The 24,797-nt window shown below is 72.8% G+C and carries 18 protein-coding genes; 10 read left to right on the top strand and 8 right to left on the bottom strand.

Features of this window, described 5'->3' with window-relative positions:
• Window positions 1-16 precede the first annotated feature (16 nt).
• The 4 genes from ABZT12_RS06165 (at window position 17) to ABZT12_RS06150 (ending at window position 3,921) form a co-directional block, all read left to right on the top strand.
• On the top strand, window positions 17-637 hold the full coding sequence (locus ABZT12_RS06165) for a TetR/AcrR family transcriptional regulator (protein ID WP_356378001.1): 621 nt from the start codon (window positions 17-19) through the stop codon (window positions 635-637).
• A gap of 205 nt (window positions 638-842) precedes the next feature.
• Window positions 843-2,000 carry an acyl-CoA dehydrogenase family protein gene (locus ABZT12_RS06160; protein ID WP_356377999.1) on the top strand — a complete coding sequence of 386 codons (1,158 nt, stop codon included), beginning with the start codon at window positions 843-845 and terminating at the stop codon, window positions 1,998-2,000.
• Window positions 2,001-2,035: 35 nt separating this feature from the next.
• Window positions 2,036-2,917 (top strand): acyl-CoA thioesterase II, encoded by an 882-nt coding sequence (locus ABZT12_RS06155; protein WP_356377997.1) that lies wholly within the window; start codon window positions 2,036-2,038, stop codon window positions 2,915-2,917.
• A gap of 5 nt (window positions 2,918-2,922) precedes the next feature.
• Window positions 2,923-3,921, top strand: coding sequence for a cation diffusion facilitator family transporter (locus ABZT12_RS06150; RefSeq protein ID WP_356377995.1), 999 nt, complete (start codon window positions 2,923-2,925; stop codon window positions 3,919-3,921).
• A gap of 155 nt (window positions 3,922-4,076) precedes the next feature.
• Here ABZT12_RS06150 and ABZT12_RS06145 read toward each other — a convergent pair whose 3' ends face one another.
• Both ABZT12_RS06145 and ABZT12_RS06140 read right to left on the bottom strand, forming a co-directional pair.
• A complete protein-coding gene (locus tag ABZT12_RS06145; RefSeq protein ID WP_356377993.1) occupies window positions 4,077-4,865 on the bottom strand; it encodes a phosphatase in 789 nt (262 codons plus the stop codon).
• A gap of 66 nt (window positions 4,866-4,931) precedes the next feature.
• On the bottom strand, window positions 4,932-6,434 hold the full coding sequence (locus ABZT12_RS06140) for a helix-turn-helix domain-containing protein (RefSeq protein ID WP_356377992.1): 1,503 nt from the start codon (window positions 6,432-6,434) through the stop codon (window positions 4,932-4,934).
• Window positions 6,435-6,730: 296 nt separating this feature from the next.
• On the opposite strand from ABZT12_RS06140, the gene speB reads away from it, so the two are divergent.
• Both speB and ABZT12_RS06130 read left to right on the top strand, forming a co-directional pair.
• Complete coding sequence (gene speB / locus ABZT12_RS06135) at window positions 6,731-7,699, top strand: agmatinase (protein ID WP_356377990.1); 969 nt, start codon at window positions 6,731-6,733, stop codon at window positions 7,697-7,699.
• Window positions 7,696-9,384 (top strand): thiamine pyrophosphate-binding protein, encoded by a 1,689-nt coding sequence (locus ABZT12_RS06130; protein ID WP_356377988.1) that lies wholly within the window; start codon window positions 7,696-7,698, stop codon window positions 9,382-9,384. Before speB ends, ABZT12_RS06130 begins: the two co-directional genes overlap by 4 nt.
• Before the next feature lie 27 nt (window positions 9,385-9,411).
• Here the strand turns inward: ABZT12_RS06130 and ABZT12_RS06125 are convergent, their stop codons facing one another.
• Together ABZT12_RS06125 and ABZT12_RS06120 are read right to left on the bottom strand one after the other, a co-directional pair.
• Window positions 9,412-10,215, bottom strand: coding sequence for an endonuclease (locus tag ABZT12_RS06125; RefSeq protein ID WP_356377986.1), 804 nt, complete (start codon window positions 10,213-10,215; stop codon window positions 9,412-9,414).
• A 240-nt stretch (window positions 10,216-10,455) separates the two neighbouring features.
• Window positions 10,456-12,639 (bottom strand): glycosyltransferase family 39 protein, encoded by a 2,184-nt coding sequence (locus ABZT12_RS06120; protein ID WP_356378126.1) that lies wholly within the window; start codon window positions 12,637-12,639, stop codon window positions 10,456-10,458.
• A gap of 445 nt (window positions 12,640-13,084) precedes the next feature.
• Between ABZT12_RS06120 and ABZT12_RS06115 the strand changes: the two genes are divergently transcribed.
• The 4 genes from ABZT12_RS06115 (at window position 13,085) to ABZT12_RS06100 (ending at window position 19,381) form a co-directional block, all read left to right on the top strand.
• On the top strand, window positions 13,085-13,933 hold the full coding sequence (locus ABZT12_RS06115) for a serine hydrolase (protein ID WP_356377984.1): 849 nt from the start codon (window positions 13,085-13,087) through the stop codon (window positions 13,931-13,933).
• 46 nt (window positions 13,934-13,979) lie between these two features.
• Window positions 13,980-15,014, top strand: a complete 1,035-nt coding sequence (locus tag ABZT12_RS06110) for an esterase-like activity of phytase family protein (protein WP_356377982.1) — start codon at window positions 13,980-13,982, stop codon at window positions 15,012-15,014.
• A gap of 104 nt (window positions 15,015-15,118) precedes the next feature.
• Entirely contained in the window at window positions 15,119-18,901 is a 3,783-nt protein-coding gene (locus tag ABZT12_RS06105) for an ABC transporter ATP-binding protein (protein ID WP_356377980.1), read from the top strand.
• Window positions 18,902-18,991: 90 nt separating this feature from the next.
• Window positions 18,992-19,381, top strand: a complete 390-nt coding sequence (locus tag ABZT12_RS06100; RefSeq protein ID WP_356377977.1) for a hypothetical protein — start codon at window positions 18,992-18,994, stop codon at window positions 19,379-19,381.
• On the opposite strand, the gene ABZT12_RS06095 is transcribed toward ABZT12_RS06100, so the two are convergent.
• The 4 genes from ABZT12_RS06095 to ABZT12_RS06080 form a co-directional block, all read right to left on the bottom strand.
• Window positions 19,356-20,054, bottom strand: a complete 699-nt coding sequence (locus ABZT12_RS06095; RefSeq protein WP_356377974.1) for a hypothetical protein — start codon at window positions 20,052-20,054, stop codon at window positions 19,356-19,358. The two genes, ABZT12_RS06100 and ABZT12_RS06095, sit on opposite strands and share 26 nt — an antisense overlap.
• 148 nt (window positions 20,055-20,202) lie before the next feature.
• Window positions 20,203-21,996 carry a glycoside hydrolase family 3 protein gene (locus ABZT12_RS06090; RefSeq protein ID WP_356377971.1) on the bottom strand — a complete coding sequence of 598 codons (1,794 nt, stop codon included), beginning with the start codon at window positions 21,994-21,996 and terminating at the stop codon, window positions 20,203-20,205.
• 450 nt (window positions 21,997-22,446) lie between these two features.
• Complete coding sequence (locus tag ABZT12_RS06085) at window positions 22,447-23,682, bottom strand: MFS transporter (RefSeq protein WP_356377968.1); 1,236 nt, start codon at window positions 23,680-23,682, stop codon at window positions 22,447-22,449.
• Between the two features lie 84 nt (window positions 23,683-23,766).
• The gene (locus ABZT12_RS06080) at window positions 23,767-24,657 is read right to left on the bottom strand and encodes a sugar phosphate isomerase/epimerase family protein (RefSeq protein ID WP_356377965.1); all 891 of its coding nucleotides are present in this window, start codon (window positions 24,655-24,657) and stop codon (window positions 23,767-23,769) included.
• Between the last annotated feature and the right edge of the window lie 140 nt (window positions 24,658-24,797).

Here is a 24,797-nt window from a genome sequence, read left to right as displayed (position 1 = left end):
GTCTAGAATCACTTTCATGGCCACGAGAACCGACGCCCCCACCCGCCGCGAGCAGATCCTCAAGGAGGCCGCCCGCCTCTTCGCCGAACGCGGTTTCCACGGCGTCGGCGTGGACGAGATAGGCGCGGCGGTGGGAATCAGCGGCCCCGGGCTGTACCGGCACTTCGCCGGCAAGGACGCGATGCTCGCCGAGCTGCTGGTGGGGATCAGCGGGCAGCTGCTGACCGGCGCCAAGCGGCGCCTGGAGGAGGCGGGGGGAGTCGGCGCCCCCGGCCCCCTCCTCGACTCGCTCATCGAGGGGCACATCGACTTCGCCCTCGACGACCGGTCGCTCATCACCCTCCACGACCGCGAACTCGACCGCCTCCGGGACAGCGACCGCAAGCTGGTGCGGCAGCTCCAGCGGCAGTACGTCGAGCTGTGGGTGGAGGTGGTGCGCGAGGTCTACCCGGCGCTGGCGGAACCCGCCGCGCGCTCGGCCGTCCACTCCGTCTTCGGGCTGCTGAACTCGACCCCGCACCTGGGCCGGCCGGGCGCGCTGCCGGGACGCGAGGCGACGGCGCGGCTGCTGCACCGGATGGCCCGCGGGGCGTTCTCGGCCGCGGAGGGCGTTCAGACCGCCGAACACGACCGCTGAACTCAGCTGCTGAACACGGCCGCGGAGGGCGGCTGTTGAGGGCCTCCGGCGCTGAGGGCACCGGCGAAGGTGCCGAAGGCGATGAAGGTGCCGAGGGTGCCGGGCGCCCGGCGTGACGAGCGTTACCTGGACGCCGCCGCCTACCCGCCGGTACCTTGGATGAGCAAGCGCTTAGACAGGCCGAGGCTACGTGGAGGTGGGCGCGGTGCGCCGTACGGTGTTTGACGAGGATCACGAGGCGTTCCGGGCGACCCTGCGGGCCTTCATAGAGGCCGAGGTCGTCCCCGTGTACGACGAGTGGTTCGCCGCCGGCCTCGCGCCGCGCGAGTTCTACTACAAGCTCGCCGAACTCGGCATCTTCGGCATCCGCGTCGACGAGGAGTACGGCGGCGCCGGCATCGACTCGTACAAGTTCGAAGCCGTGATGTATGAGGAGACCGCCCGCGCGGGCGTCCAGTTCGGCGGCTCCGGCGTGCACGTCCTGCTGGGCCTGCCCTACATCAAGATGCTCGCCACCGACGAGCAGAAGAAGCGCTTCCTGCCGAAGTTCGTCACCGGCGAGGAGATGTGGGCCATCGCGATGACCGAGCCGGGCACCGGCTCCGACCTCGCGGGCATGAAGACCACCGCCCGGCTCTCCGAGGACGGCACCCACTACGTCCTCAACGGTGCCAAGACCTTCATCACCGGCGGTGTCCACGCCGACAAGGTGATCGTCTGCGCCCGCACCGCCGCCCCCACCGCCGAGGACCGCCGCCACGGCATCTCCCTCTTCGCGGTGGACACCAAGTCCGAGGGCTACTCCGTCGGCCGCAAGCTCGACAAGCTCGGCCTGCGCACCTCCGACACGGCCGAGCTGGCGTTCGTCGACGTGAAGGTGCCGGTCGAGGACCTCCTCGGCGAGGAGAACAAGGGCTTCTACTACCTCGGCCACAACCTCGCCTCCGAGCGCTGGGGCATCGCCTTCGGCGCCTACGCGCAGGCCAAGGCCGCCGTCCGGTTCGCCAAGCAGTACGTGCAGGACCGGGTCGTCTTCGGCAAGCCGGTCTCCCACTTCCAGAACACCAAGTTCGAGCTGGCCGCCTGCCAGGCCGAGGTGGACGCCGCCGAGGCCGTCGCCGACCGCGCCCTCGAAGCCCTCGACGCGGGCGAGCTGACCCCCGCCGAGGCCGCCAGCGCCAAGCTCTTCACCACCGAGGTCGCCCACCGCGTCATCGACCGCTGCCTCCAACTGCACGGTGGCTACGGCTACATGAACGAGTACCCGATCGCCCGTCTGTACGCGGACAACCGGGTGAACCGCATCTACGGCGGCACCAGCGAGATCATGAAGACGATCATCGCGAAGGACATGGGCCTGTAAGGTCCCCGAAATTCGCGCCCAGTAGAAAAGGTGCCATGAGCCAGGCACTTCAGGGGCTCCTCGATCTGCTCGACCTGGAGCGGATCGAGGAGAACATCTTCCGCGGCCGGTCCCGGTCCGCCGTGGTCCCGCGCGTCTTCGGCGGACAGGTCGCGGCCCAGGCGCTCGTCGCCGCCGGCCGGACCGTCCCCGAGGACCGTTCCGCGCACTCCCTGCACGCGTACTTCCTGCGCCCCGGCGACCCCGGCGCGCCCATCGTCTACACCGTCGAGCGCATGAACGACGGCCGTTCCTTCACGGCCCGCCGTGTCCTCGCGATCCAGCACGGCCAGCCGATCTTCGCCCTCTCGGCCTCGTTCCAGCGTTTCGAGGAGGGCCTCGACCACCAGGCCCCGATGCCGTCCGCGCCGGACCCGGCCACCCTGCCCACCTCGCAGGAGCGGCTGCGCGGCTACAGCCACCTGCCGCCGGCGACCGTCGAACGGTTCCTGGAGGCCCGCGAGGCCATCGACCTGCGCTACGTCGAGGAGCCGCCGTACGGGCAGTTCGGCGCGCCGCGCGAGCCTCACTCCCAGGTCTGGTTCCGCACCAACGGCAAGCTCGACGGCGCGGTGGACGAGCCGCTGCTGCACGTCGTCCTCGCCACCTACGTCTCCGACATGACCCTCCTGGACTCGGTGCTCCTCGCGCACGGCCGGGGCGGCTGGGCCGTCGGCGACGTCGTCGGGGCCTCGCTGGACCACGCGATGTGGTTCCACCGGCCGTTCCGTGCCGACGAGTGGCTGCTCTACGACCAGGAGTCGCCGTCCGCGCACGGCGGACGCGGCCTGGGCCAGGCCCGCATCTACACCCAGGACGGCCGGCTGGCGATCTCCGTCATCCAGGAGGGTGTGGTTCGCGTTCCCCGGGAACACTGAGTGGCATGGCCCAAGCGCAGACCACGGAAAACGCGTACAACGACGGTGACGGCGGCGAAGACGGCGAGTCGACCTTCACGGTGATCGTCGCCGCCGCTGCCAATCTGGGGATCGCGCTGGCGAAGGCGGTCGCCGGAGTGATCAGCGGCTCCAGCGCGATGCTCTCCGAGGCCGCGCACTCGGTCGCCGACACGGTGACCGAGCTCCTCCTGCTCACCGCCCTCAAACGGAGCGACAAACCCGCCGACGAGGACCACCCCCTCGGCTACGGCCCCGAGCGCTACATCTGGGCGATGCTCGCCGCCGTCGCCACCTTCGTCGGCGGCGCGGTCTTCTCCCTCTACGACGGTATCCACACCCTCGCCGTGGGCGAGGAACTCGGCTCCCCGCTCATCTCGTACATCGTGCTCGGCGTCGCCTTCCTCCTGGAGGGCTACTCCCTGCGGACCGGCCTGCGTCAGGCCCGCGGCGAGGCGGCCCGCCTCGACTCCCCCTTCAAGCGCTACCTGCGCAACACCCCCGACACCGCCGTGAAGGCCGTCGTCCTGGAGGACTCGGCCGCCCTGATCGGCCTGGTGCTCGCCGCGGGCGGACTCCTCGGCGGACAGCTCACCGGCTCCGGCATGTGGGACGGCATCGCCTCGCTCTGCATCGGCGTCCTGCTGCTCTACGTCGCCTGGGTGCTCGGCCGTTCCAACGCCGAACTGCTCATCGGCCGGCCGCTGCCCAGGCCGGTCCGGGAGCGCATCCGCGAGGAGCTGCTCGGGATCCAGCACATCGAGGCCGTACTGGAGCTGACGACGCTCGTGCAGGGCCCGCGCGAGGCGCTGGTCGCCGCCAAGGTCGACTTCCGGGACGTGTCCACGGCCGCCCAGATCGAGTGGGCCTGCGAACAGGCCGAGCAGCGGCTGCGGGAGGTGTTCCCGGTGGTGAGCCGGGTCTACCTGGATCCGACGCCGGGGTTCGCGCAGCGCCGGGCGGAGGGACTGAACCCCTGGCCGTGACGGGGCCCTAGCGGGGGCCGGGGCGGGGGCTCCGCCCGCGCCCCGGGAACTCGCCCGCGCCGAACGGGCCCCCGGGCCGATCACCGTGCCGCGACGGACGGCCCCCAAGTCGATCGCCGCGACGGGCCCCGCCGTTGATCACCGCGCCGTACGGTCTAGTCCAGTTCCGCCGCCGAGAGCAGGTACGCGGTCATCGGGTCGTAGTGCCTGGGGCTGACCACGTGGTCGTCGAGCGGGACGGCCACCTGGACGGTGCCCTCCGACTCGGCGAGGAAGAGTGCCGGGTCGTTGCAGTCGGCGTAGCCGACGGAGTCCACGCCGTACTGGCCCGCGCCGCCCGCCCAGCCGTGGTCGGCGACGACCAGGTCCGGCAGCGGACGCCCCTCGCGCTCCAGGGCGGTGAGGATCGCCTTCATGGGCTCGCCGGAGTGGGTGTGCCAGAGCGTGGCGCCGTGCTCCAGGACCGCCACGTCCGCGAACTGCATGACGTACCCCTCGTCCGTCTGGAGCCCCTCCGGGATGACGACGATCTCGCAGCCGGCGGCGCGCAGCGCGGCGGCCGTGGCGCGGTGCACGTCGAGCAGGCCGCCGGGGTGCCCGGTGGCGAACAGCACCCGCTGCTGTCCGTCGGCCGCCTTGCGCAACCGGGCCGCCAGCCGGTCCAGGGCGTCGACCGTCAGCTCGGGGTCGATGGTGTCCTGGCCGTAGCGGTACTCGGCGTCGTCGTTCACCCCGACCCGCTCGGCCATCACCGCGAGCACGTCCTGCTCGTCGGTCCAGCGGTCGCCGAGTTCCAGGCCGAGCCAGAAGTTACGGACACCGTTCGCCAGCTGGCGGTAGTGGGAGAGGTTGTTCTCACGGGGGGTGGCCACCTCGCCCGCGATACGGGTTCTCACAAGGTGGTCGACGAGCTCGGCGCGGCTGGGTGTCCCGGGTATCGGCATGGTTCCCATTGTGGAGCAGACCGCTGTCCGAGCACCTGACGTCCCGAACGCTGGGACGTGCGTCACTCACCGTCGCCGCAGCGCGAACCACAGCTCCATGCGTACGTCGGGGTCGTCGAGGTCGGTGCCGAGGAGGGCCGCGCAGCGGGCCACCCGCTGCCGCACGGTGTTGCGGTGCACGGCGAGGGCGACCGCCGTACGATCCCAACTCCCGTGCAGCGAGAGCCACATGCGCAGCGTCTCGGTGAGCGCGGGGGAGTCGGCGAGCGGCGCGAGGAGGGTACGGGCGTGCGCCTCGGCCTCGTCGGACCCCACCAGTCCGGCGAGGCCGGAGCGGTCCCCGGCGCGGGCCAGGGCGGTGCGGGTCGCGCGGGCGCGGGCCAGCGCGTGAGCCGCCCGGACGTCGGCGTCCGGCCACTCCCGCGGGGGCACGGCGGCGCTGACGCCCAGCGTCCACCCGGACTGCGGCCCGACCTCCCGCCCCTCCGGCACGAGGACCCGTACGACGGCGTCGCCGAGGTCGACCAGCGCCGACCCGAGGGCGGCGCCCAGCGCGGACGCGGCGACGGGGTCCGGGCGGCCGGTGTCCGGCCGGGCGTGCACGACGGACCACCGCCCGGCACCGAGCAGCCCGGCCACGTCCTCGGGCGCCGCCCCCAGCAGCAGCCGTACGAGCGCCGACGACCGGTCCACGCCGGTGCGGCTCTGGTGCTCGCCGGTGAGCAGCGACAGCAGGACGGCCGCGACGGAGGCGATGGTGTGGTCCCCGGGTTCGCGGCGCGGGGCGGCCACGCCGAGGACGAAGCCCTGACCGGTGCCGAGCGCGTAGGCGGCCAGGTGGGTGCCGGCGACGGCATCGGTGTCGGTCGCGGAGGCAGGGGCGCCGGCGGGGCGCACGACGTCGGCCAGTTCTCCCAGCCGGGCCGGTTCCGCCGTGCCGGCCGGGCCGGTCTTGGTCTTCTCGGCGCCCGGGCCCCCGCCCGCGGAGGCGATCGCCGTGCGGTCCGGGCCGTACAGGACGGCGGTGCCGCCGAGCCGGCGGGCCAGTTGCCGCAGGACGGCGGGGACCGGGTCCGGGCGGGAGGCCGCGGCGGCGAGGCTCTGCTGCGCCTCCGCGACCCGGCGGAGTTCGGCGTGCTGGGCCTGGGCCATCAGCTGCCAGACCGCGCGGGCCACCGCGGAGAAGGTGGTGCGGGGCGGCACTTCGAGGAGGGGCAGCCGGTGCCGCTCGCAGGCGGCGACCAGCGACCCCGGGACGGTGTCGTGCACCGGGGCGACCCCGAAGCCGAGGGCCGCGCCGCCCGCCGCGACGATGCGGGCGACGTAGTCGTCGAAGTAGCTGCCCGACCCGGCGGCCTCGGCCTCCGGAACGTGCACCCCGGCCGTCAGCAGCAGCTCGCCGCCGAGGAGGTACGGGTAGGGGTCCGCCATCTCCGAGGCGTGCGCCCAGTGGATCACCGGGCCGGGCCCGGCCGGTCCGGCGAGCTGCCGCAGCCCGAGGTCCGCGCGGGCCAGCAGGGCGGAGAGCGGCACGGGCGGGGTGGGCGGAACGGCGGGTCCCTCCGGCATGGTGGACGTTTGCTCCATCTGTCAGGCCGACGATGGATGAAACGTACACTTCGCAGCCGCTCACCGGCCGCCTAGGGTCAGTCGCGCGACAGGTGCCGTCGAACGCCCTTCCGATCCGGTCCCGGCCGCCCAGTAGAGTCGTGTCCAGTGGAAAAAACGTGACAGATCCGCGCGGAGTGTCACATGACGCGGGCGGAGTGTCCCGTGTCCTGTGTTCTCCGTCCCGTGTTCTGTGTCCCGTGTTCTGTGTCCCGTGTCGTGTGCGCGAAAGACGCGCAGGAAAGAAGGCAGTTCCCATGAGCAGCGTCGAGACGCCTCGCGGCCCGGTCGACTCCTCCCGCGTCCCCCGGTACGCCGGACCCGCCACCTTCGCCCGCCTGCCGCGCCTGGACGAGGTCGGTGCCGCGGACGTCGCCGTGGTCGGCGTGCCCTTCGACTCGGGCGTCTCCTACCGGCCCGGCGCCCGCTTCGGCGGCAACGCGATCCGTGAGGCGTCCCGGCTGCTGCGCCCCTACAACCCCGCGCAGGACGCCTCCCCCTTCGCGCTCGCGCAGGTCGCGGACGCCGGGGACATCGCGGCGAACCCGTTCGACATCCACGAGGCCGTCGACACCATCGAGGCCGCGGCCGACCAACTGCTGGGCACCGGGGCGCGGTTGATGACCCTCGGCGGCGACCACACCATCGCCCTGCCGCTGCTGCGCGCGGTCGCCAAGAAGCACGGCCCGGTGGCGCTGCTCCACTTCGACGCCCATCTCGACACCTGGGACACCTACTTCGGCGCGGAGTACACGCACGGGACGCCGTTCCGGCGGGCGGTGGAGGAGGGCATCCTCGACACCGAGGCGCTCTCGCACGTCGGTACGCGCGGCCCGCTCTACGGCAAGCAGGACCTCACCGACGACGAGAAGATGGGCTTCGGCATCGTCACCTCCGCGGACGTCTACCGCCGGGGCGCCGACGAGGTCGCCGACCAGCTGCGCCAGCGGATCGGGGACCGCCCGCTCTACGTCTCCATCGACATCGACTGCCTCGACCCGGCACACGCGCCCGGCACCGGCACCCCCGAAGCCGGCGGCCTGACCTCCCGCGAACTTCTGGAGATCCTGCGCGGCCTGGCATCCTGCAACCTGGTGTCGGCGGACGTCGTCGAGGTGGCCCCGGCGTACGACCACGCCGAGATCACCTCGGTGGCGGCGTCGCACACGGCGTACGAACTGACCACGATCATGTCCCGCCAGATTGCCGAGGCCCGCTCCAAGTGACGCACGACCACGACCTGGAACTCCGCCCGACGGCCGCGCAGACCACCGCCGCCCTGAATCCGCCCCCCGGGCGCGACGGCGGTGACCTGGTCGTGGAGACCCTGGCCGGGCTCGGCGCGACGACCGTCTTCGGCCTGCCCGGCCGGCACGCGCTCGGCGTGCCCGACGCGCTGCGCCGCTCCGGTCTGCGCTACATCGGTCTGCGGATGGAGAACAACGCCGGGTTCGCGGCCGACGCGTACGGCCGGATCACCGGGGAGGCGGCTCCGCTGCTGCTGTCGACCGGACCGGGCGCGCTGGCCTCGCTCGCCGCCCTCCAGGAGGCCGCGGCGGCGTCGGCGCCCGTCCTGGCGATCAGCAGTCAGGTCCCGACCGCGGGGCCGGGCGGCGGACGCCACGGCTGTCTGCGCGAGCTCCCGGACCAGGCCGCCTCGTTCAGGGGCGTGGTGAAGTCCGTGCACACCGTCCGCGCCCAGTCGCAGATCCCGTCCGCGATCGCGGCGGCCTGGAAGTCGGCGCTGACCGCGCCGCACGGCCCGGTCTGGGTGGAGATCCCGCAGGACGTCCTGCTCGCGGAGACGGGGCTGCCGGTGGTGACGGCGGTGGACGCGACCCCCGAGGAACTGCCCCCACGTCCCGAACTCACCGCCGTGGCCGCCGACTTGCTCGCCGGGGCGGCCCGCCCGGCGATCATCGCGGGCGGGGGAGTGATCCGCGCGGACGCCTCGAAGAAGCTGCGGCAGCTCGCGGAGCGGGTGAACGCCCCCGTCGTGACGACCTTCGGCGGCAAGGGCGCGTTCCCCTGGAACCACCCGCTCTCCCTCCAGTCCTGGCTGGAGGACCGGCACACGACCGACTTCCTGGAGGACGCGGACGTCCTGCTGGTGGTCGGCTCGGGCCTGGGCGAACTCTCCTCGCACCAGCACCCGTTCGCGCCCCGCAGCCGGGTCGTCCAGATCGAGGCCGACCTCGGCAAACTGGAGTCCAACCACCCGGCGCTGGGCATCCACGCGGACGCCCGCCTGGCGTTGCAGGCCCTGCTGGAAACGGTGCCGGTGCGCGAGGACCCGACCGCCCCGGAGCGCGTCCGTGACCTGCTCGGCCGGGTCCGCGACCGCCTCGCCGCCCAGGAACTCTCCCTGGAGCAGGCGGTGTTGGCCTCCGTCCGCAAGGCGCTCCCGGACGGTTCCCCGTCCTTCTGGGACATGACGATCCTCGCCCACTGGGCCTGGTCCGCCTTCGACCCCAAGGCCCCCAACACCATGCACTCCGCCCAGGGCACGGACGGCCTCGGCTACGGCTTCCCCGCCGCCCTCGGCGCGGCGGCGGCCGACCCGACCCGCCCCGTCCTCGCGGTCTCCGGCGACGACGGCGCGCTCCACTCCGTCGCCGAACTCGCCACGGCCAGGCAGTACGACCTCGACGTCACCTGGCTGATCGTGGACGACGGCGGCCACGGCATCCTCCGCGAGCCCATGACGGACGCCTTCGGCCAGGCCATGGCGACGGAACCGGTCCGCCCGGACCTCGTCGCGCTGGCGGAGTCGTTCGGGGTACCGGCGGTGCGCACCGCCCCACGGACCCTGGAGGCGGACCTGACCCAGGCCCTGTCCACCCCCGGCCCCTCGGTGGTCGTACTCCCGGCGGCACTCCGGATGTTCGCGCCGACGCATCTGGACGGCTGAGCACCCGCGGCGACCGCCGGGGACCGGCTACCAGATCGCCTCGACCCACTCCGGGTGGTCGATGAACGGGTTGCGGTTGTGCTGGTAGGTGTCGTAGATGACCTGGTTGCGCTTCTCCTCGAAGGCGCTCGGCGGGTCCGCCTCGCTCCATGCCTTGAGTACGGAGAGCTTGCCGATGAACGGGGTGCTGCCGTTGTTGACCTTCTCGTCGGGCTCCAGGTCGGCGAAGCCGTCGTCGCCCTCGTAGCGGACCGCCATGTAGAGGATCATGCGGGCCACGTCGCCCTTGTCCGCGGCGCGCGGCTGGAAGGAGTCGGAGTCGACGAGGCTGCCGCCGCCGTTGGTGACGGTGCTGCCGCCGTTGTCGAAGTCCAGGTTGCCGCGGATGCTGTTGACCTGGACGTCCGCGGGACGCAGATGGTGCAGGTCGGTGCCCGGGCCGGTCACCTCGCCGAAGTCGCCGTGCGACTTGGCCCAGGTGTGCTCGCGGTTCCAGTCGCCGACGTCACCGCCGTTGAGGGACTTGGCGCGGGAGACGCCGCTGTACAGCAGGATCACGTTGTTGCTGTTGTTCGGGTCCTGGTCGGTCACCTTCAGCGCGTCCCAGACCGCGGCGTACGAGATCTTGGTCTGGCTGCTGATGATCGTGTGCAGCGAGGACTTGAGGCTCGTGCCGGTCTTGCCGATGGCGTTCTTGTAGTACGTCGAGTCGTACGCGGTCGTCGTGGCGGCGGCCGGGGTCGCGGCCAGCGTCGGCGCGGTGAGGCCGACCAGTACGGCGGCGGTGGTCAACGCCACCGATTTCCAGCGGTGCGTGCGAGTCGCCAGCATAAAGAGTGTCCCATCTACGCGGGTTGACCGGAGGCGGCAGAGGGAGCGTGGCATGGACATGCAGACTTGGCAATGAACGGAACATGGCGATCAGGTTTTCGACTCGGACAATTCCCCTTGTCCCCACGCGAGTTGACACGACGGAACGACCCCCGACCGGGTGGTCGGGGGTCGTTGGCAGCTCTCCTGCGTCGCTTCCGCTACGCCGGTTCCGCTACGTCGCTTCCGCTGTGTCGGACGTCAGCTGACGTCCGACGGGTCCAGCCGGTAGACAGTGGAGGTGCTCGTCGTGGAGCTCGCGGAGCTCGAAGAGCTGGAACCCGAGCCGGACTCCGAACTCTCCGTCGACGCGCTCTTGTTGTACGCGCTCTCCTTCACCGCCGTGCCGTTCTTCTGCACCCAGGTGGTGAGCTCGGTGTTCTGGCTGCTGTTGCCGCCCATGCCGCCGCCACCGAGCTGGATGTAGTGCAACTCGCCCTTCTTCACCAGGTCCTTGAGCTTGGCGAGGGTCATCGCCTTGTCGGAACCGGTGAAGCCGCCCATGGAGATGACCGGCTTGCCGGTGCTGAGGATGAGCTGGCCGGCGCTCTGCGAGTTGGAGACCGCGAGCAGCCAGACGGCGCCGTCCTGGTGCTTCTCCAGGTACGAGACGAGCGCGCTGTCCGTGGTGCCGCCCATGCCGCCACCGCCGCCGAAGCCGCCGCGGGTACCGCCGGTGCCGCCACCCGGTGCCGTACCGGTACCGGTGCCGCCGGGAGCCGTACCGCCGCCGGGGAACTCCCCGCCGTTGCCGCCCTGTTGGCCTCCGGGCGCGCCGCTCGGCGCTCCGCCGCCCTGCGGCAGTTCACCGGTGCCGCCGCCACCCGGAGTCATCCCGCCAGGGGCCTCACCGTTCGCCTGGCCGCCCTGCTGGGTGCCGCCGGGGCCTCCCTCGCCGCCGCCGGAACCGCCCCGGCCGCCGCCGGGACCACCGCCGCCGAAACCGCCGCCGGTGGACGGCCCCGCCGTCGGGTTGGTGCCGCCCATGCCGCCACCCGCGCCGCCGCTGGACGCGGCCGGCGTCACGGCGTAGGCCGTCGGACCGGCGAGCGCGGCGACGATCGCCGCCACCACGGACGCGGTCAGCAGCCGGACCCGGTTGCCGGTGGGAGCCCCTTCGGTCGAGCCGGGCCCGGAGCGCGGGCGCAGGACGAACAGGCCCACCACGGCCAGCACCGTGAGGACGGCCACCGCCGGCCACAGCCAGCTGTTCCAGCCGGTCGCCCGGCGCAGCACCACGACCGCCCAGATCCCGGTGACCGCGAACCCGGCGGGCAGCACCCACGACCAACGGGCGTCACCGCCGCGGAAGGCACGCCACAGCAGCACCCCGCCACCGCCGCACAGCGCCGCGATGCCCGGGGCGAGCGCGGTCGTGTAGTACGGGTGCATGGTGCCCTGGGCCATGCTGAAGGTGACGTAGTGCAGCAGGGTCCAGCCGCCCCACAGCACCAGCGCGGCGCGGGTCGGGTCGGTGCGCGGGGCGCGGCCGGCCAGGACCAGGCCGCCGATCAGTGCGATCGCGGAGAAGGGGAGCAGCCAGGAGATCTGGCCGCCGAGGATGCTGTTGAACATCCGGCCCAGGCCCGCGGCGCCGGCGAACGTGCCGCCGCCGCCTCCGCCCGCGCCGCCCCCGCCGTTGCCCTCGCCGCCGAAGACGCGGCCGAAACCGTCGTAGCCCATGATCAGGTCCCAGGCCGTGCCGTCGGTCGAGCCGCCGATGTAGGGCCGGTCCGAGGCCGGGACGAGCGAGACGACGGTGGCCCACCAGAAGCTGGAGACCGCCAACGCCACGGTGGCCGCGCCCAGTTGGACGAGCTTCTTCTTCCAGCCGAGCTTCGAGGCGTACACGTAGACGGCGAAGACGGCCGGCAGGGCGATGTAGCCCTGGAGCAGCTTGGTGTTGAAGGCGAAGCCGAAGCAGACGGCCGAGCCGATCAGCGGCAGCAGCCGTTCGGTGCGTACGGCGCGCAGGCCGAGCGCCGCGCCCCCCACCATCAGCAGGACCAGGATGGTGTCGGGGTTGTTGTCACGGTTGATGGCGACCGTGATCGGGGTCAGCGCGAGGACGAGCGCGGCGATCGCCGCGGCCACGTGCCCGAAGTACCGCGTCACGGAGGCGTGCAGGATCCAGATCGTGCCGAGCGCGGCACCGACCTCCGGCAGCATCATCTGCCAGGTGCCGAACCCGAGGATCCGGCTGGACAGACCCATGACCATGAGCGAGAACGGCGGCTTGTCGACGGTGATGAAGTTCCCCGCGTCGAGCGAGCCGAAGAACCACGCCTTCCAGCTCTTCGTACCGCTGTAAATGGCGCTGCTGTAGAAGCTGTTGAGGCTGGAACCGGAGAGGTTCCAGGAGTACAGCACGGCCGCCAGCACCATGATCGCGATGAGCGCGGGCAGCGACCAGCGGGGCGCGGGCGGTGTGGGGGGCGGACCCTCGGGTGGCTCGGCGGTCGGTGCGCCGGGGGCCACGGGGTGACCGGGGGCCGGGGACAGGGGGTCGGTGGCAGATGTCACCAGTGCACCCTGCACGGGCGCGATGGGCGAGGGCTGTGTTCTGTCTGGGGGTGAGCTGTGGGTGAGGGCGCGGCCGGTCGGTGAGGTCGGCTGCGCGCGGGGCGCTCGGTGCCAGGGGGGGGTGGGGTGTGGGCGGGGAAGTGTGACATTCGGCGGCGAAGTGTCACGCTTTCGCGCGGGAGGGGGTCCCGCCCGCCGGGGGGGTCCCCGGGGGAACGTCTGTACAACTTTCGGTCATGGGAGCGAGTCAGGGGGTGTGAGTGCGCGAGGGTGCGCTCACCGACACACAAGGGGACGGACGACCTCCATGACTCACCGCATGTCCCGGCGTGGCCCCGTGCTCGGAGTGGGGCTGGCCGCCGGGGTTCTCATACCCTGCCTGGCCGCCGCCTCGCCCGCTGTCGCGGCGGCCGCCCCCGACGTCGTCTGTACGTCGGCCAGTTCGGCGCTGGCGACCAAGCTGGACAAGGACATCACCGCCGCCGTCGCCGCCCGCAAGGGGAGTGTCGCGGTGGGGCTGTACGACCGGGTCACCAAGACCACCTGCACGCTGAAGGCGTCGAGCGCCTACGACTCGGCCAGTACCGTGAAGGTGACCGTTCTCGCCGCGCTCCTGTGGGACGCGAAGAAGCACGACCGGTATCTGACGGCCCAGGAGACGACGCTCGCCCAGGCCATGATCACGCAGTCCGACAACGCCGCGACCTCCACCCTGTGGAAGCAGCTCGGCCTGACGAAGATCAAGGGGTTCCTCGCCGCCGCCGGCATGACCCAGACCGAGCCGGGCGCGGACAACTACTGGGGCCTGACCCAGGAGACCGTGACCGACGAGCAGAAACTGCTCAGGCTGCTCACCGCCAAGAACACGGTCCTCAGCGACAACTCCCGTGCGTACGTACTGAGGTTGATGAACCAGGTGACCTCGTCGCAGCGTTGGGGCACCCCGTACGGCGCGCCCGCCGCGGTCACCGTGCACGTCAAGAACGGCTGGCTGCAACGGGCCACCCACGGCTGGCGCGTGCACAGCCTGGGCACCTTCGACGGCGGCGGCCACGACTACATGATCACCGTGCTCACGCAGGACGACAGCACGATGAGCTACGGCATCACGACGATCCAGGACGTCGCCAAGGTCATCCACGAGGATCTCGCGTAACTCGGGGGTCTCCCTCACGTCACCCGGCCGCCCTACGGTGGCGCCCATGCGTCTGAGAACCGTACTCGCGACCGCCACCGCCGGCCTGGCGGCGGCCACCTGCCTGACCGCCGCCGGACCCGCGCAAGCCAACGCCAACTCCCTCACCAGCAAAGCCTGTTCGTCGTCCGTCTCGATCCGGGGGTTCTCCGACGCCCTCGACAAGACGACGTACGACGGCACCTTCGTCGGCAACTTCTCCGCGCTCGCGGTCGACCGGGACGGCTCGATCGCCGCGCTGGAGGACCGCTCCTCCCTCTTCGACCTGGACGCGCGGACCCTCGCGCCGAAGCGGGTCGTGCCGCTCGCCGACGAGCAGGGCGCCGCCCTCGACTCCGAGGGCCTGGTGATCGACGGGGACGGCACCCGGCTCATCACCTCCGAGACCGAGCCGTCCGTCCGCCGCTACTCCCGCGACGGCAAAATACTCGACCGGCTCCCGGTCCCCGCCCCGCTGCTCGTCGCCCCGGCCGGGCGGGCCGTCTCCAACCAGACCTTCGAGGGCCTGACCCTGCTGCCCGGCGGCCACACCCTGCTCGCGTCGATGGAGTACGCCATCGCGGGCGACACCGCCGGCATCGTCCGCTTCCAGACCTGGACCCGGACCCGGGGCTACCACTTCCGGCTCGGCGCGCAGTACGCGTACCGCACCGACGCGGCCTTCCTCGGCGTCCCCGAGGTCCAGGCGACCCCCGACGGCCGCCTCCTCGTCCTGGAACGCGGCTTCACCGCCGGCGTCGGCAACACCGTCCGCCTCTACCTGGCCGACCCGCGCCACGCCACGGACACGAGCGGGGTCGAGAACCTCACGGGCCAGTCCGGCGTACGGCTGGTCGGCAAGACCCTGCTGGCCGACCTCGCGGCCTGCCCGTCCCTGGGCGCCACGGCGAAGCAGCCGCAGCCCAACCCCCTCCTGGACAACATCGAGGGCATGGCGGTCACCGGCCGCGAGAAGGGCCGGCTGAAGGTGCTGCTGGTCAGCGACGACAACCAGAACGCCGTCCAGACGACCCGCTTCTACTCACTGCGCGTACGCGTCTGACCGCGTCGCGCCGCCGAATTGTTGCGGAGGGATGAAATCCGCTTCGATCCGTGTTGGTGCCTTCCGGAAGTCAGGGATGACCAGGGCGAACGGAAGGCACCGGCGTGGCAGTGCAACAGGGGGGAACGCGGGGCTGGGCCCGGAGGCTCGCCGGATACGCCTGGCGGCATCCGAAGGACGTCGTCCTGGCCCTCGGCGCCTCCCTCGGCGGCATGGCCGTCATGGCGCTGGTCCCGCTGGTCACCAAGGTGATCATCGACGACGTGGTCGGCGCCCGCACCCGCTCGATGACCCCCTGGGCGGGCGCGCTGATCGCCGCCGCGCTCGTCGTCTACGTCCTCGCCTTCGTCCGCCGCTACTACGGCGGACGGCTCGCCCTCGACGTCCAGCACGACCTGCGCACCGAGATGTACGGCACGATCACCCGGCTCGACGGCCGCCGCCAGGACGAGCTCTCCACCGGCCAGGTCGTCGGCCGGGCCACCAGCGACCTCCAGCTGATCCAGGGCCTCCTCTTCATGCTGCCGATGACCATCGGCAACGTACTGCTCTTCCTGATCTCCCTGGTGATCATGGCGTGGCTGTCCGTGCCGCTCACCCTGGTCGCGCTGGCCGTCGCCCCCGCCCTCGGCTGGATCGCCCGGCGCAGCCGCAGCAAGCTGCACCCCTCCACCTGGTACGCGCAGGCCCAGGCCGCCGCCGTCGCGGGAGTCGTCGACGGCGCCGTCAGCGGCGTACGCGTGGTGAAGGGCTTCGGGCAGGAGGACCAGGAGACCGGGAAGCTGCGGGAGGTCGGCCGCCGCCTCTACGCGGGCCGGCTGCGCACCATCCGGCAGAACGCCCGGTACACCCCGGCCCTCCAGGCGGTCCCCGCGCTCGGCCAGGTCGCCATGCTGGCGCTCGGCGGCTGGCTCGCGGTCCGCGGGCACATCACGCTCGGCACCTTCGTCGCGTTCTCCACCTACCTCGCCCAGCTCGTCGGCCCGGTCCGGATGCTCGCCGTCGTCCTCACCGTCGGCCAGCAGGCCCGCGCGGGCACCGAACGCGTCCTGGAGCTGATCGACACCGAGCCGTCCCTCGCCGACGGCCACAGGACGCTGCCCGCCGACGCCCCCGCCACGGTCGAGTTCGACGACGTCTCCTTCGGCTACGACGACGCCCGCCCCGTGCTGCGCGGCCTCAGCTTCGAGATCCGCCCCGGCGAGACCGTCGCCGTCGTCGGCTCCTCCGGCTCCGGCAAGTCCACGGTCTCCCTGCTGCTGCCCCGCTTCTACGACGTGAGCCACGGCGCGGTCCTGATCGGCGGCCACGACGTCCGCGAACTCACCCTCGACTCCCTGCGGGCCGCGATCGGCCTGGTCCCCGAGGACTCCTTCCTCTTCTCCGACACGATCCGCGCCAACATCGCCTACGGCCGTCCCGACGCGACCCAGGAGGAGATCCTGACCGCCGCCCGGGCCGCCCAGGCGGACCGGTTCATCGCGGAACTGCCCGCCGGCTACGACACCGAGGTCGGCGAGCACGGCCTCACCCTCTCCGGCGGCCAGCGCCAGCGCGTCGCCCTCGCCCGCGCGATCCTCACCGACCCGCGCCTGCTCGTCCTGGACGACGCGACCTCGGCGGTGGACGCCCGCGTCGAGCACGAGATACACGAGGCCCTCGGACACGTCATGGAGGGCCGCACCACCCTGTTGATCGCCCACCGGCGCTCCACCCTCAACCTCGCCGACCGCATCGCCGTCCTGGAGGACGGCCGGCTCGCCGACATCGGTACGCACGAAGAGCTCCAGGAGCGCTCGCCGCTCTACCGCCGCCTCCTCACCGACCCCGACGAACTCGGCGGCGTCTCACCGGGCCACGCCCAGCCGGCCGCACCGGCCGAGGACATCTCCGTGGGGGTGGCCCCGCTGGAGTTCGTCCCGGAGTGGGGGAGGGACGAGCCGGCGGCCGAGTTCGACGCCGAGCGCGGAATCACGCCCAGGCTGTGGACCGGTGACCGGGAGCCCCGGGACACCGCGCTGTCCGGGATGCCCGCGACCCCCGGACTCCTCGCCCAGGTGGCGGCGCTGCCGCCGGCCACCGACACCCCCGACGTCGACGAGGCGGCGGCGGTGCGCGCCGAGGAGTCGTACGGACTGCGCAGGCTGCTGCGCGGGTTCGGGCCGCCGCTGCTGGTCAGCCTGGCGCTCGTCGCCGTGGACGCGGGAATGAGCCTGCTGCTGCCGGTGATGATCCGGCACGGCATCGACCAGGGCGTCAACCGGGCGGCGCTCGGTGCCGTCTGGTCGGCCTCGCTGCTCGCGCTGCTCGCCGTGGCCGTCCAGTGGGCGGCGCAGCGCGGCGAGACCCGGATGACCGGGCGCACCGGCGAACGCGTGCTCTACACCCTCCGTCTCAAGATCTTCGCCCAGCTCCAGCGGCTCGGACTCGACTACTACGAGCGGGAGTTGACCGGGCGGATCATGACGCGGATGACGACGGACGTCGACGCGCTCTCCTCGTTCCTCCAGACCGGTCTGGTCACCGCCTTCGTCTCGGTCGTCACCTTCTTCGGCATCATGGGCGCCCTGCTGGTGATCGACGTGCGGCTCGCGCTCGTCGTCTTCGCGACCCTGCCGCCGCTGATCGTCGCCACCTTCTTCTTCCGCCGCGCCAGCGTGAAGGCCTACCAACTCGCCCGTGAACGCGTGTCGTTGGTCAACGCCGACCTCCAGGAGTCGGTGGCGGGGCTGCGGATCGTGCAGGCGTTCCGGCGCGAGGCCGACGGCGGGCGCCGCTTCGCCGAACGCAGCGACAGCTACCGCCGGGCGCGGACCCGCGGGCAGTGGCTGATCTCGGTCTACTTCCCCTTCGTCCAGCTGCTCTCCTCGGTCGCGGTCGCCTCGGTGCTGATCGCGGGCGCGGGCCGGGTCCACGAGGCGACCCTCACCACCGGCGCGCTGGTCGCCTACCTCCTCTACATCGACCTGTTCTTCGCCCCCGTCCAGCAGCTCTCCCAGGTCTTCGACGGCTATCAGCAGGCGTCCGTCTCGCTGGGCCGCATCCAGGAGCTGCTCCGGGAACCGACCTCCACGCGCGCGGCCGACGCACCCCGCGAGGTCCGTTCCCTGCGCGGGGACATCGCCTTCGAGGACGTCCGCTTCGCCTACCGGGCCGCCGACGGGTCGGAAGCCGAAGAGGCCCTGAGCGGCGTCGAGTTGACCATCCCCGCCGGACAGACCGTCGCCTTCGTCGGCGAGACCGGCGCCGGCAAGTCGACCCTGGTGAAACTGGTCGCCCGCTTCTACGACCCGACCGGCGGCCGGGTCACCGTCGACGGCGCCGACCTGCGCACCCTGGACATCACGTCGTACCGGCACCGCCTGGGAGTCGTTCCGCAGGAGGCGTACCTCTTCCCGGGCACCGTTCGGGACGCCATCGCCTACGGGCGTCCGGACGCCACCGACGCCGAGGTCGAGGCGGCGGCGCGGGCGGTCGGCGCGCACGAGATGATCGCCACGCTCGACGGCGGCTACCTGCACGAGGTCGCCGAACGCGGCCGCAACCTCTCGGCCGGCCAGCGCCAGCTGCTCGCCCTCGCCCGCGCCGAACTCGTCGACCCCGACATCCTCCTCCTCGACGAGGCGACGGCCGCCCTCGACCTGGCCACGGAGGCCCAGGTCAACCAGGCCACCGACCGTGTCGCCGGCCGCCGCACCACCCTCGTCGTCGCCCACCGCCTCACCACCGCCGCCCGCGCGGACCGGGTCGTGGTGATGGACCACGGCCGGGTCGCCGAGGACGGCACGCACGAGGAACTGCTCGCCGCCGACGGCCTCTACGCCGCGCTCTGGCGGACCTTCGTCGGGGTGCCGGGGGACGAGGAGCCGGTCGCCGTGGTCAGGTGACGAAGGCGCAACCGTCGGACGTATGTTCTGCGTCCGTACAGCAGTGCGGCTTTTGACTGCGGTGCGGGAACGGAAGGGGCGACGGTGGGCATGGGCGCGGTACGGACGGTACGGCGACGGGTGGCACTCGGTCTGGCCGTGCTGACCGCGGCGGGGGGCCTCGCGCTCGCGGCACCGGGCAGCGCCCAGGCTGCGTCGTACTGTCCGGGGCGCCAGGTCAGGACGCTCTCCTTCGCCACCGGCACGGTGCACGTCTACCGGCGCGACGGCTATGTCTGCGCCTACACCCTCGCCAAACACCCCGGTGCCAAGCGCGCGATGTCGGTCAGCGTCCAGGCGCGCGGCAACCGCGCGGTCGTCGACAAGGGCCGCTACGGCCGCCTGGCCGGGCCGGTCACCGTGCACGCCGGGAACCGCCGGGTGTGGATCAAGGGCTCGGTGGCGAGCGGGTCGGTCACCTCCGGCTGGATCCAGTGCTGACGTCCTGACGCGGCACCGGCCGCACCCGCGGCACCGGCTTCACCGGCTGGGCGCAGCCCACCGGCCGCCCGCCGCCGAGCTGGACGTAGAGCGCGGTGGCGGCCGGGCAGTCGGAGCGCCGGGCGACCGCTCGTACCACCCTGTACCGCGGCTCCGGCCGGGCCGAGCCGTCGCACGCCGTCTCCCGGACCCGGCCGCCGCCCGAGCGGTGGACACAGTCCCCGACGATCGTGCGAGGGCCGCCCCCGCCGCCCGGGTCGCCGGGGTGCGGCGGCTCCAGGTTCCGCATGCAGGCGTACCCCTGCCGGACGGCCCCGCCGCCGTCCGGGTTCGCGGCGGACCGCTGGGCGCTGACGCGCAGCACGAAGTCCGTGGTCGGCGGGCAGGCGGGACCGGCGCCGGCCCGCCCGTCGTGGCGCGCCACGACCCGGGCCGCCGCGCGCTCGCTGACGCACGGCACCTCGGTGAAGCTCGTCGTGCCGAAGGAGCCGCACTCGCCGATCCCGAGGAACTCCGCGCCGTAGCCGGGGTGTTGGGCCGGGGTCCCCGGGGTCCCCGGGGACGCCGACGACCCCGATGAGGTCGTCGTGCGGGGAGCGGGCCGCCCGTCGCCGCCCGCCGCCCCGCATCCCGTCAGCAGGACGGCGAGGAGCCCCGCCGTCACGCCTGTCACGCCCACCGTCCCCGCCGGCCGTCTGCCGCGCATCGATCCCCCCGACCTGCCCCGCCTTCCAGCGTGGCCCGCCGCGGCCCCGGCCCGCCAGCCCTACGGGGTGCTTCGGGCCGGTCGTCGCGGCTCCGCCGAGAGCGCGGCGTACCTCCTAGTACGTCAGCCCGTACCCGACGGGATACAGCACCTGCCCCGGACGGCCCGCCCGCTCCACCGCCACCGGCAGCTTCCCGCGCGGCGCGACCTGGCCCGCGATCACCCGTGCCGCGGCGCGCAGTTCGACGTCGGTCCACGAGTAGGCGGCCAGGAAGGCGGAGACGGTGGGGAGTTGGGCGATGTCGTACGGGTTGCGGACGGCGACCGCGACGACCGGCTTCCCGGTGGCCACCAGCCGTTCCACCAGCGTCCGTTGGGGATCGGCCGCCGTGACGTCGTAGGTGGCGACCACCACCGCGTCCGCGGCCCCCGCCTTCGTGACGGCCGAGGCGATCACGGCCGCCGACGGTGCCGTACCGGTGGAGAACGCGGTGGCGCCGAAGCCCAGTCCGGTCAGGGCCGCCGCGAGCACACCGGTGGGCGGGCCCGTCGTACCGGAGGGGGAGGCCGGGTCCGCGCCGACCACCAGGACCCTGCCGTGGGTGCGGCGGGAGAGCGGCAGGAGCCCTCCCTCGTTGACCACCAGGGTGGTCGTCCGCTCGGCGATCCGGTCGGCGGCGGCCAGATGCGCGGCCGTGCCGACGGTACGGGCGACACCGGCCCGGCTGACGTAGGGAGCGTCGAACAGCCCCAGCCGGGCCTTCAGCCGCAGCACCCTCAGCACCGACTCGTCGAGCCGCGCCTCGGTCAGTTCACCGTCGTGGACGGCCTTGAGGACGGCGTTCCAGGCGACGTCCAGCGAGGGCGGGTTGAGGAGTTGGTCCACGCCCGCCTTCAGGGCCAGCACCGGTACCCGGTCGTCGCCGTACTTGGTCCGCACGCCCTGCATGCCCAGCGAGTCGGTGACCACCACTCCGTCGTAGCCGAGTTCCCCCCGCAGGATGCCGGTGAGGATCGGGTGCGAGAGGGTGGCCGGGTCGCCGGAGCCGTCGAGGGCCGGGACCATCAGGTGCGCCGTCATGATCGCGTCGATGCCGGCCCTGATCGCCGCCCGGAACGGTACGGCGTCCAGCTTCTCCCACAGCGCTCGGCTGTGCGTGATGACGGGGATGCCGGTGTGGCTGTCCACGGCCGTGTCGCCGTGCCCGGGGAAGTGCTTGGCGGTGGCCGCCACCCCGGCGGCCCGGTACCCCTTGACCTCTGCGGCCACCAGGGCGGCCACCGCCTCGGGGTCGGCGCCGAAGGACCGTACGCCGATGATCGGGTTGGCGGGGTTGACGTTCACGTCGGCGTCGGGGGAGTAGTCCTGGTTGATGCCCATCGCGCGCAGCTCGGTGCCCGAGATCCGGCCGAGCGTGCGGGCGTCGGTGGCCGAGCCGCCGGCGCCGACCGCCATCGCGCCCGGCAGGAGGGTCGCCGGTTTCCCGACCCGGCAGACGATGCCGTGCTCCTGGTCGGTGGCGATGAGTACGGGCAGCCCGCGCGGGCGGTCCAGGGACGCCCGCTGGATGCCGTTGGACAGGGCGGCGATCTGGTACGGGTCGCGGGTGTTGTGCGCCCAGGTGAAGTAGATGATCCCGCCGACGTGGTACTTGGCGATCAGCTCGGCGGCCGTCCGTACGCCGATCTCGCTCAGGTTGGTGTCGATGTCGGCCTGGTCGGGGGCGGTGGCGGAGTGGCCGTAGACCCGCATCACGAAGAGCTGGCCGGCCTTCTCCTCCAGGGTCATGCGGGAGACGAGCGCGCGGAGACCCGCCTCGTCGGGGGTGCCGGCGTGTGCGGGGGTGCCGGTGGCCAGGGCCGCGGTGACGCCCGCGGTGGCGGCGAGGACGGTACGTCTGGAGGGCACGTGCGCTCCTTCCGGAGATGATCCGCTGAAGGAAACTTCCGAACTGTCACCACTATCCGGGAAGTTTCCGCCAGTCAAGGGAGTGCACAGTATCCGGCGCGGGGGCCGTCACCGGCGCTGTGAAGGGGGCGCGCCGATGACGGCTCGCCGCCGGCCGCGGTACGGAGGAGAGGTGGGTCGGCGTTCGCAGCCGGCGGCGAGGCCGACGCCGTACCGCGGAGACTCGTCCGGCAGCGTGCGGGTTGGACGCGCGGGCCACGACCTGGGTTCCCCGGCCTACGCCGGATCACCGGAATCCGGTGCGCACCGGATTCCGCCGATCACCGGAATCCGAGTGCGCACCGGCTTCCGCCGGATCACCGAGCACGGCGGCTTCCCTGCACCCTTCTGAGCCCAACTAGGTTTCTGTGAGACGGAGTTGGCCGACGCGGCGGGACGGACGGGGCGGCCCTACGGCGTTTCCGGTGTGAGTTCCGCGCGCAGTTCCGGTGTGGTCGCGGCCACCCCCGTCACCGCGAGCACGCACAGCAGTCCGCCCGTGATCAGAGCCGTCGCGCCCGAGGTCCAGCCGGCGACCAGCCCCCCGCGCAGATTGCCGAGGTTGGGGCCGGCCTGCCCGACGATCTGCTCGGCCGCGGTGACCCGGCCCAGCAGCGCGTCCGGGGTGTTGGTCTGCACGAGCGTGCTGCGGGAGACGACCGCCGCGGTGTCGGCGGCACCGGCCAGCACCAGCAGCCCGAGCCCCGTCCAGGGATCGTCCGTCATGCCGAAGGCGGCCAGGGACGCGCCCCAGGTCGTCGCGCCGCACAGCATCACCAGGCCGGGGCGGCCCAGCCGGGTGACCGTGCCGGAGAACACGGACGCGCCGATGCCACCGATCGAGATCGCCGACAGGAACAGGCCCAGGGTGCGCGGATCGCCCCCGAAACGCTCGGAGTTGATCAGCGGGAAGAGGCTGACCGGCATCGCCAGCAGGGTCGCCGAGAGGTCGGTGATCAGCGCGCCGCGCACCACCCGGTGCCCGGCGAGGAATCGGAGCCCGTCCAGGACGCCGTGGAGTCCGGCGCGTGACGGCTCGCCCTCCGGCGGCAGCGCGGGCAGCCCGAAGGCGCCGTAGAAGGCGAAGCCGAAGCTGAGGGCGTCCGCCAGGTAGCAGACGCCGACGCCCGACCAGCCGATCAGTACTCCGCCGAGCGCCGGGCCGACGAGCATCATCGTCTGGAAGGAGGCGTGGTTGAGGGCGAGGCCCGCCGGGACCAGCTCCCTGGGCAGCAGCCGTGGCACGAAGACACCGGCCGCCGGGCCGCCCACCGCCCCGAAGGAGGACTGCGCGGCGACCAGCGCGAGGACGCCCAGCACGGGCACGTGCCCGGTGCGGCCCTGGACCGCGAGGAGGAGCGAACAGACCGCCTGGGCAACGGTGTTGAAGAGGTAGATGCGCCGCCGGTCACCTCGGTCCACCCAGGCGCCGGCGAAGAGCCCGACCGCCACCGTCGGCAGCGCGTTGGCCAGGCCCACGGCACCGGTCCAGTAGGTGCTGCCGGTCATGGACCAGACCTGGTACATCACCGTCACCATGGTCATGAACCCGCCGAGGACGGAGACCGTCCGCCCGATCAGCAGCCGCCGGAAGACCGGGGACGCGCGCAGCGGCCGGACGTCGATCAGCGTACGGGCGAGGCTCATGAGAGGGCCGCGGGGCGCCGCGCGAGAGGGATCACCGGGGGACGCTACCCGGCCGCCCCGCTACCGGGCCAACGAATTAGCGGGCTACGCCGAGTCGTTGAGGAGGCGGGCGAGGTGGTCCCGCCCGGCCGTCAGCAGGCCGGGCAGCGGCGCGGCCGACTCGTACCAGCGCTTCTCGTACTCCCAGCACACCCACCCGTCCCAGCCGCCGCGGGAGAGGACCTCCACGCACTCGCCGAGCGGCAGCACTCCCGCGCCCAGCGCCACCGGGGTGCTGTCCTGCGCCGAGGCGACATCCTTGACCTGGACGTAGCCGAGGTAGGGGCCGAGCGAGGCGAACGTCTCGGACGGCTGCTCGCCGCCGCGCCAGGTGTGCAGGACGTCCCACAGGACGCCCACGTTCCGGTGGCCGACCGGACCGACGACCCGGAGCGCGTCGGCGGCGGTGGGGTGCGAGTCGTGCGTCTCCAGGAGGATGCGGACGCCGAGGTCGGCGGCCCACTCGGCGGCGCGGCCCAGCCGCCGGGCGGCGAGGGCGTCGGAGCCCTCGGACGCCCCGGAGCTGTCGGAGTCCCCGAACTTCGCGGCGTTCTCGGCGTTCGTGGCGTTCTCGGGTGTCTCGGGTGTCTCGGGTGTCTCGGACTCCTGCCCGGGGCCGCCGCCGGGGAAGACCCGGACGAAGGGCGCGCCCAGGTCCCGGGCGAGTCCGAGCAGCTCGCGGAGCTCCCCGAGCACGGCGTCGTCGTCACCCGGCGCGGCCACCCGGACATACCCGGCGAGGCCGAGGATCTCCACCCCGGCCGCCTTGAACTCGGCGACCACGTCGGCCCGTCGGGCGGAGTCCAGGCCGGCGTGGACGGGCTCCTCGGGATGGGCGCGCAACTCCACGCCGTGGTAGCCGTGCGCGGCGGCGAGGCGCACCACGTCCGCCACGGGGAGGCCGGGGACACCGAGGGTGGAGAACGCCAGTTTCATGTGCAGGACCCTACTCGTCGCTCGGGAGATCCGTTCGTCACCCGCGCTTACCCCGCAGGTCCGGACGCCAGTCCTGGACGGTGGGATCCCGGCCGAACGGGCGGTGCGCCCGCTCGGCATTCCGTGCGCCGCCGCCGTCC

It is taken from the genome of Streptomyces sp. NPDC005423 (assembly GCF_040606415.1).
Taxonomy (GTDB): domain Bacteria; phylum Actinomycetota; class Actinomycetes; order Streptomycetales; family Streptomycetaceae; genus Streptomyces.
The sequence above is the reverse complement of the archived record's forward strand: the minus strand, read 5'-3'. Positions and strand labels throughout refer to the sequence as shown.

Excerpts from the sequence above, each read along its gene's own strand:
- ABZT12_RS06165 (WP_356378001.1), top strand. The coding sequence starts at position 17 with ATGGCCACGAGAACCGACGCCCCCACCCGCCGCGAGCAGATCCTCAAG.
- ABZT12_RS06155 (WP_356377997.1), top strand. The coding sequence starts at position 2,036 with ATGAGCCAGGCACTTCAGGGGCTCCTCGATCTGCTCGACCTGGAGCGG.
- ABZT12_RS06150 (WP_356377995.1), top strand. The coding sequence starts at position 2,923 with ATGGCCCAAGCGCAGACCACGGAAAACGCGTACAACGACGGTGACGGC.
- ABZT12_RS06145 (WP_356377993.1), bottom strand. The coding sequence starts at position 4,865 with ATGCCGATACCCGGGACACCCAGCCGCGCCGAGCTCGTCGACCACCTT.
- ABZT12_RS06140 (WP_356377992.1), bottom strand. The coding sequence starts at position 6,434 with ATGCCGGAGGGACCCGCCGTTCCGCCCACCCCGCCCGTGCCGCTCTCC.
- speB (WP_356377990.1), top strand. The coding sequence starts at position 6,731 with ATGAGCAGCGTCGAGACGCCTCGCGGCCCGGTCGACTCCTCCCGCGTC.
- ABZT12_RS06125 (WP_356377986.1), bottom strand. The coding sequence starts at position 10,215 with ATGCTGGCGACTCGCACGCACCGCTGGAAATCGGTGGCGTTGACCACC.
- ABZT12_RS06120 (WP_356378126.1), bottom strand. The coding sequence starts at position 12,639 with ATGGTGCTGGCGGCCGTGCTGTACTCCTGGAACCTCTCCGGTTCCAGC.
- ABZT12_RS06115 (WP_356377984.1), top strand. The coding sequence starts at position 13,085 with ATGACTCACCGCATGTCCCGGCGTGGCCCCGTGCTCGGAGTGGGGCTG.
- ABZT12_RS06110 (WP_356377982.1), top strand. The coding sequence starts at position 13,980 with ATGCGTCTGAGAACCGTACTCGCGACCGCCACCGCCGGCCTGGCGGCG.
- ABZT12_RS06100 (WP_356377977.1), top strand. The coding sequence starts at position 18,992 with ATGGGCGCGGTACGGACGGTACGGCGACGGGTGGCACTCGGTCTGGCC.
- ABZT12_RS06085 (WP_356377968.1), bottom strand. The coding sequence starts at position 23,682 with ATGAGCCTCGCCCGTACGCTGATCGACGTCCGGCCGCTGCGCGCGTCC.
- ABZT12_RS06080 (WP_356377965.1), bottom strand. The coding sequence starts at position 24,657 with ATGAAACTGGCGTTCTCCACCCTCGGTGTCCCCGGCCTCCCCGTGGCG.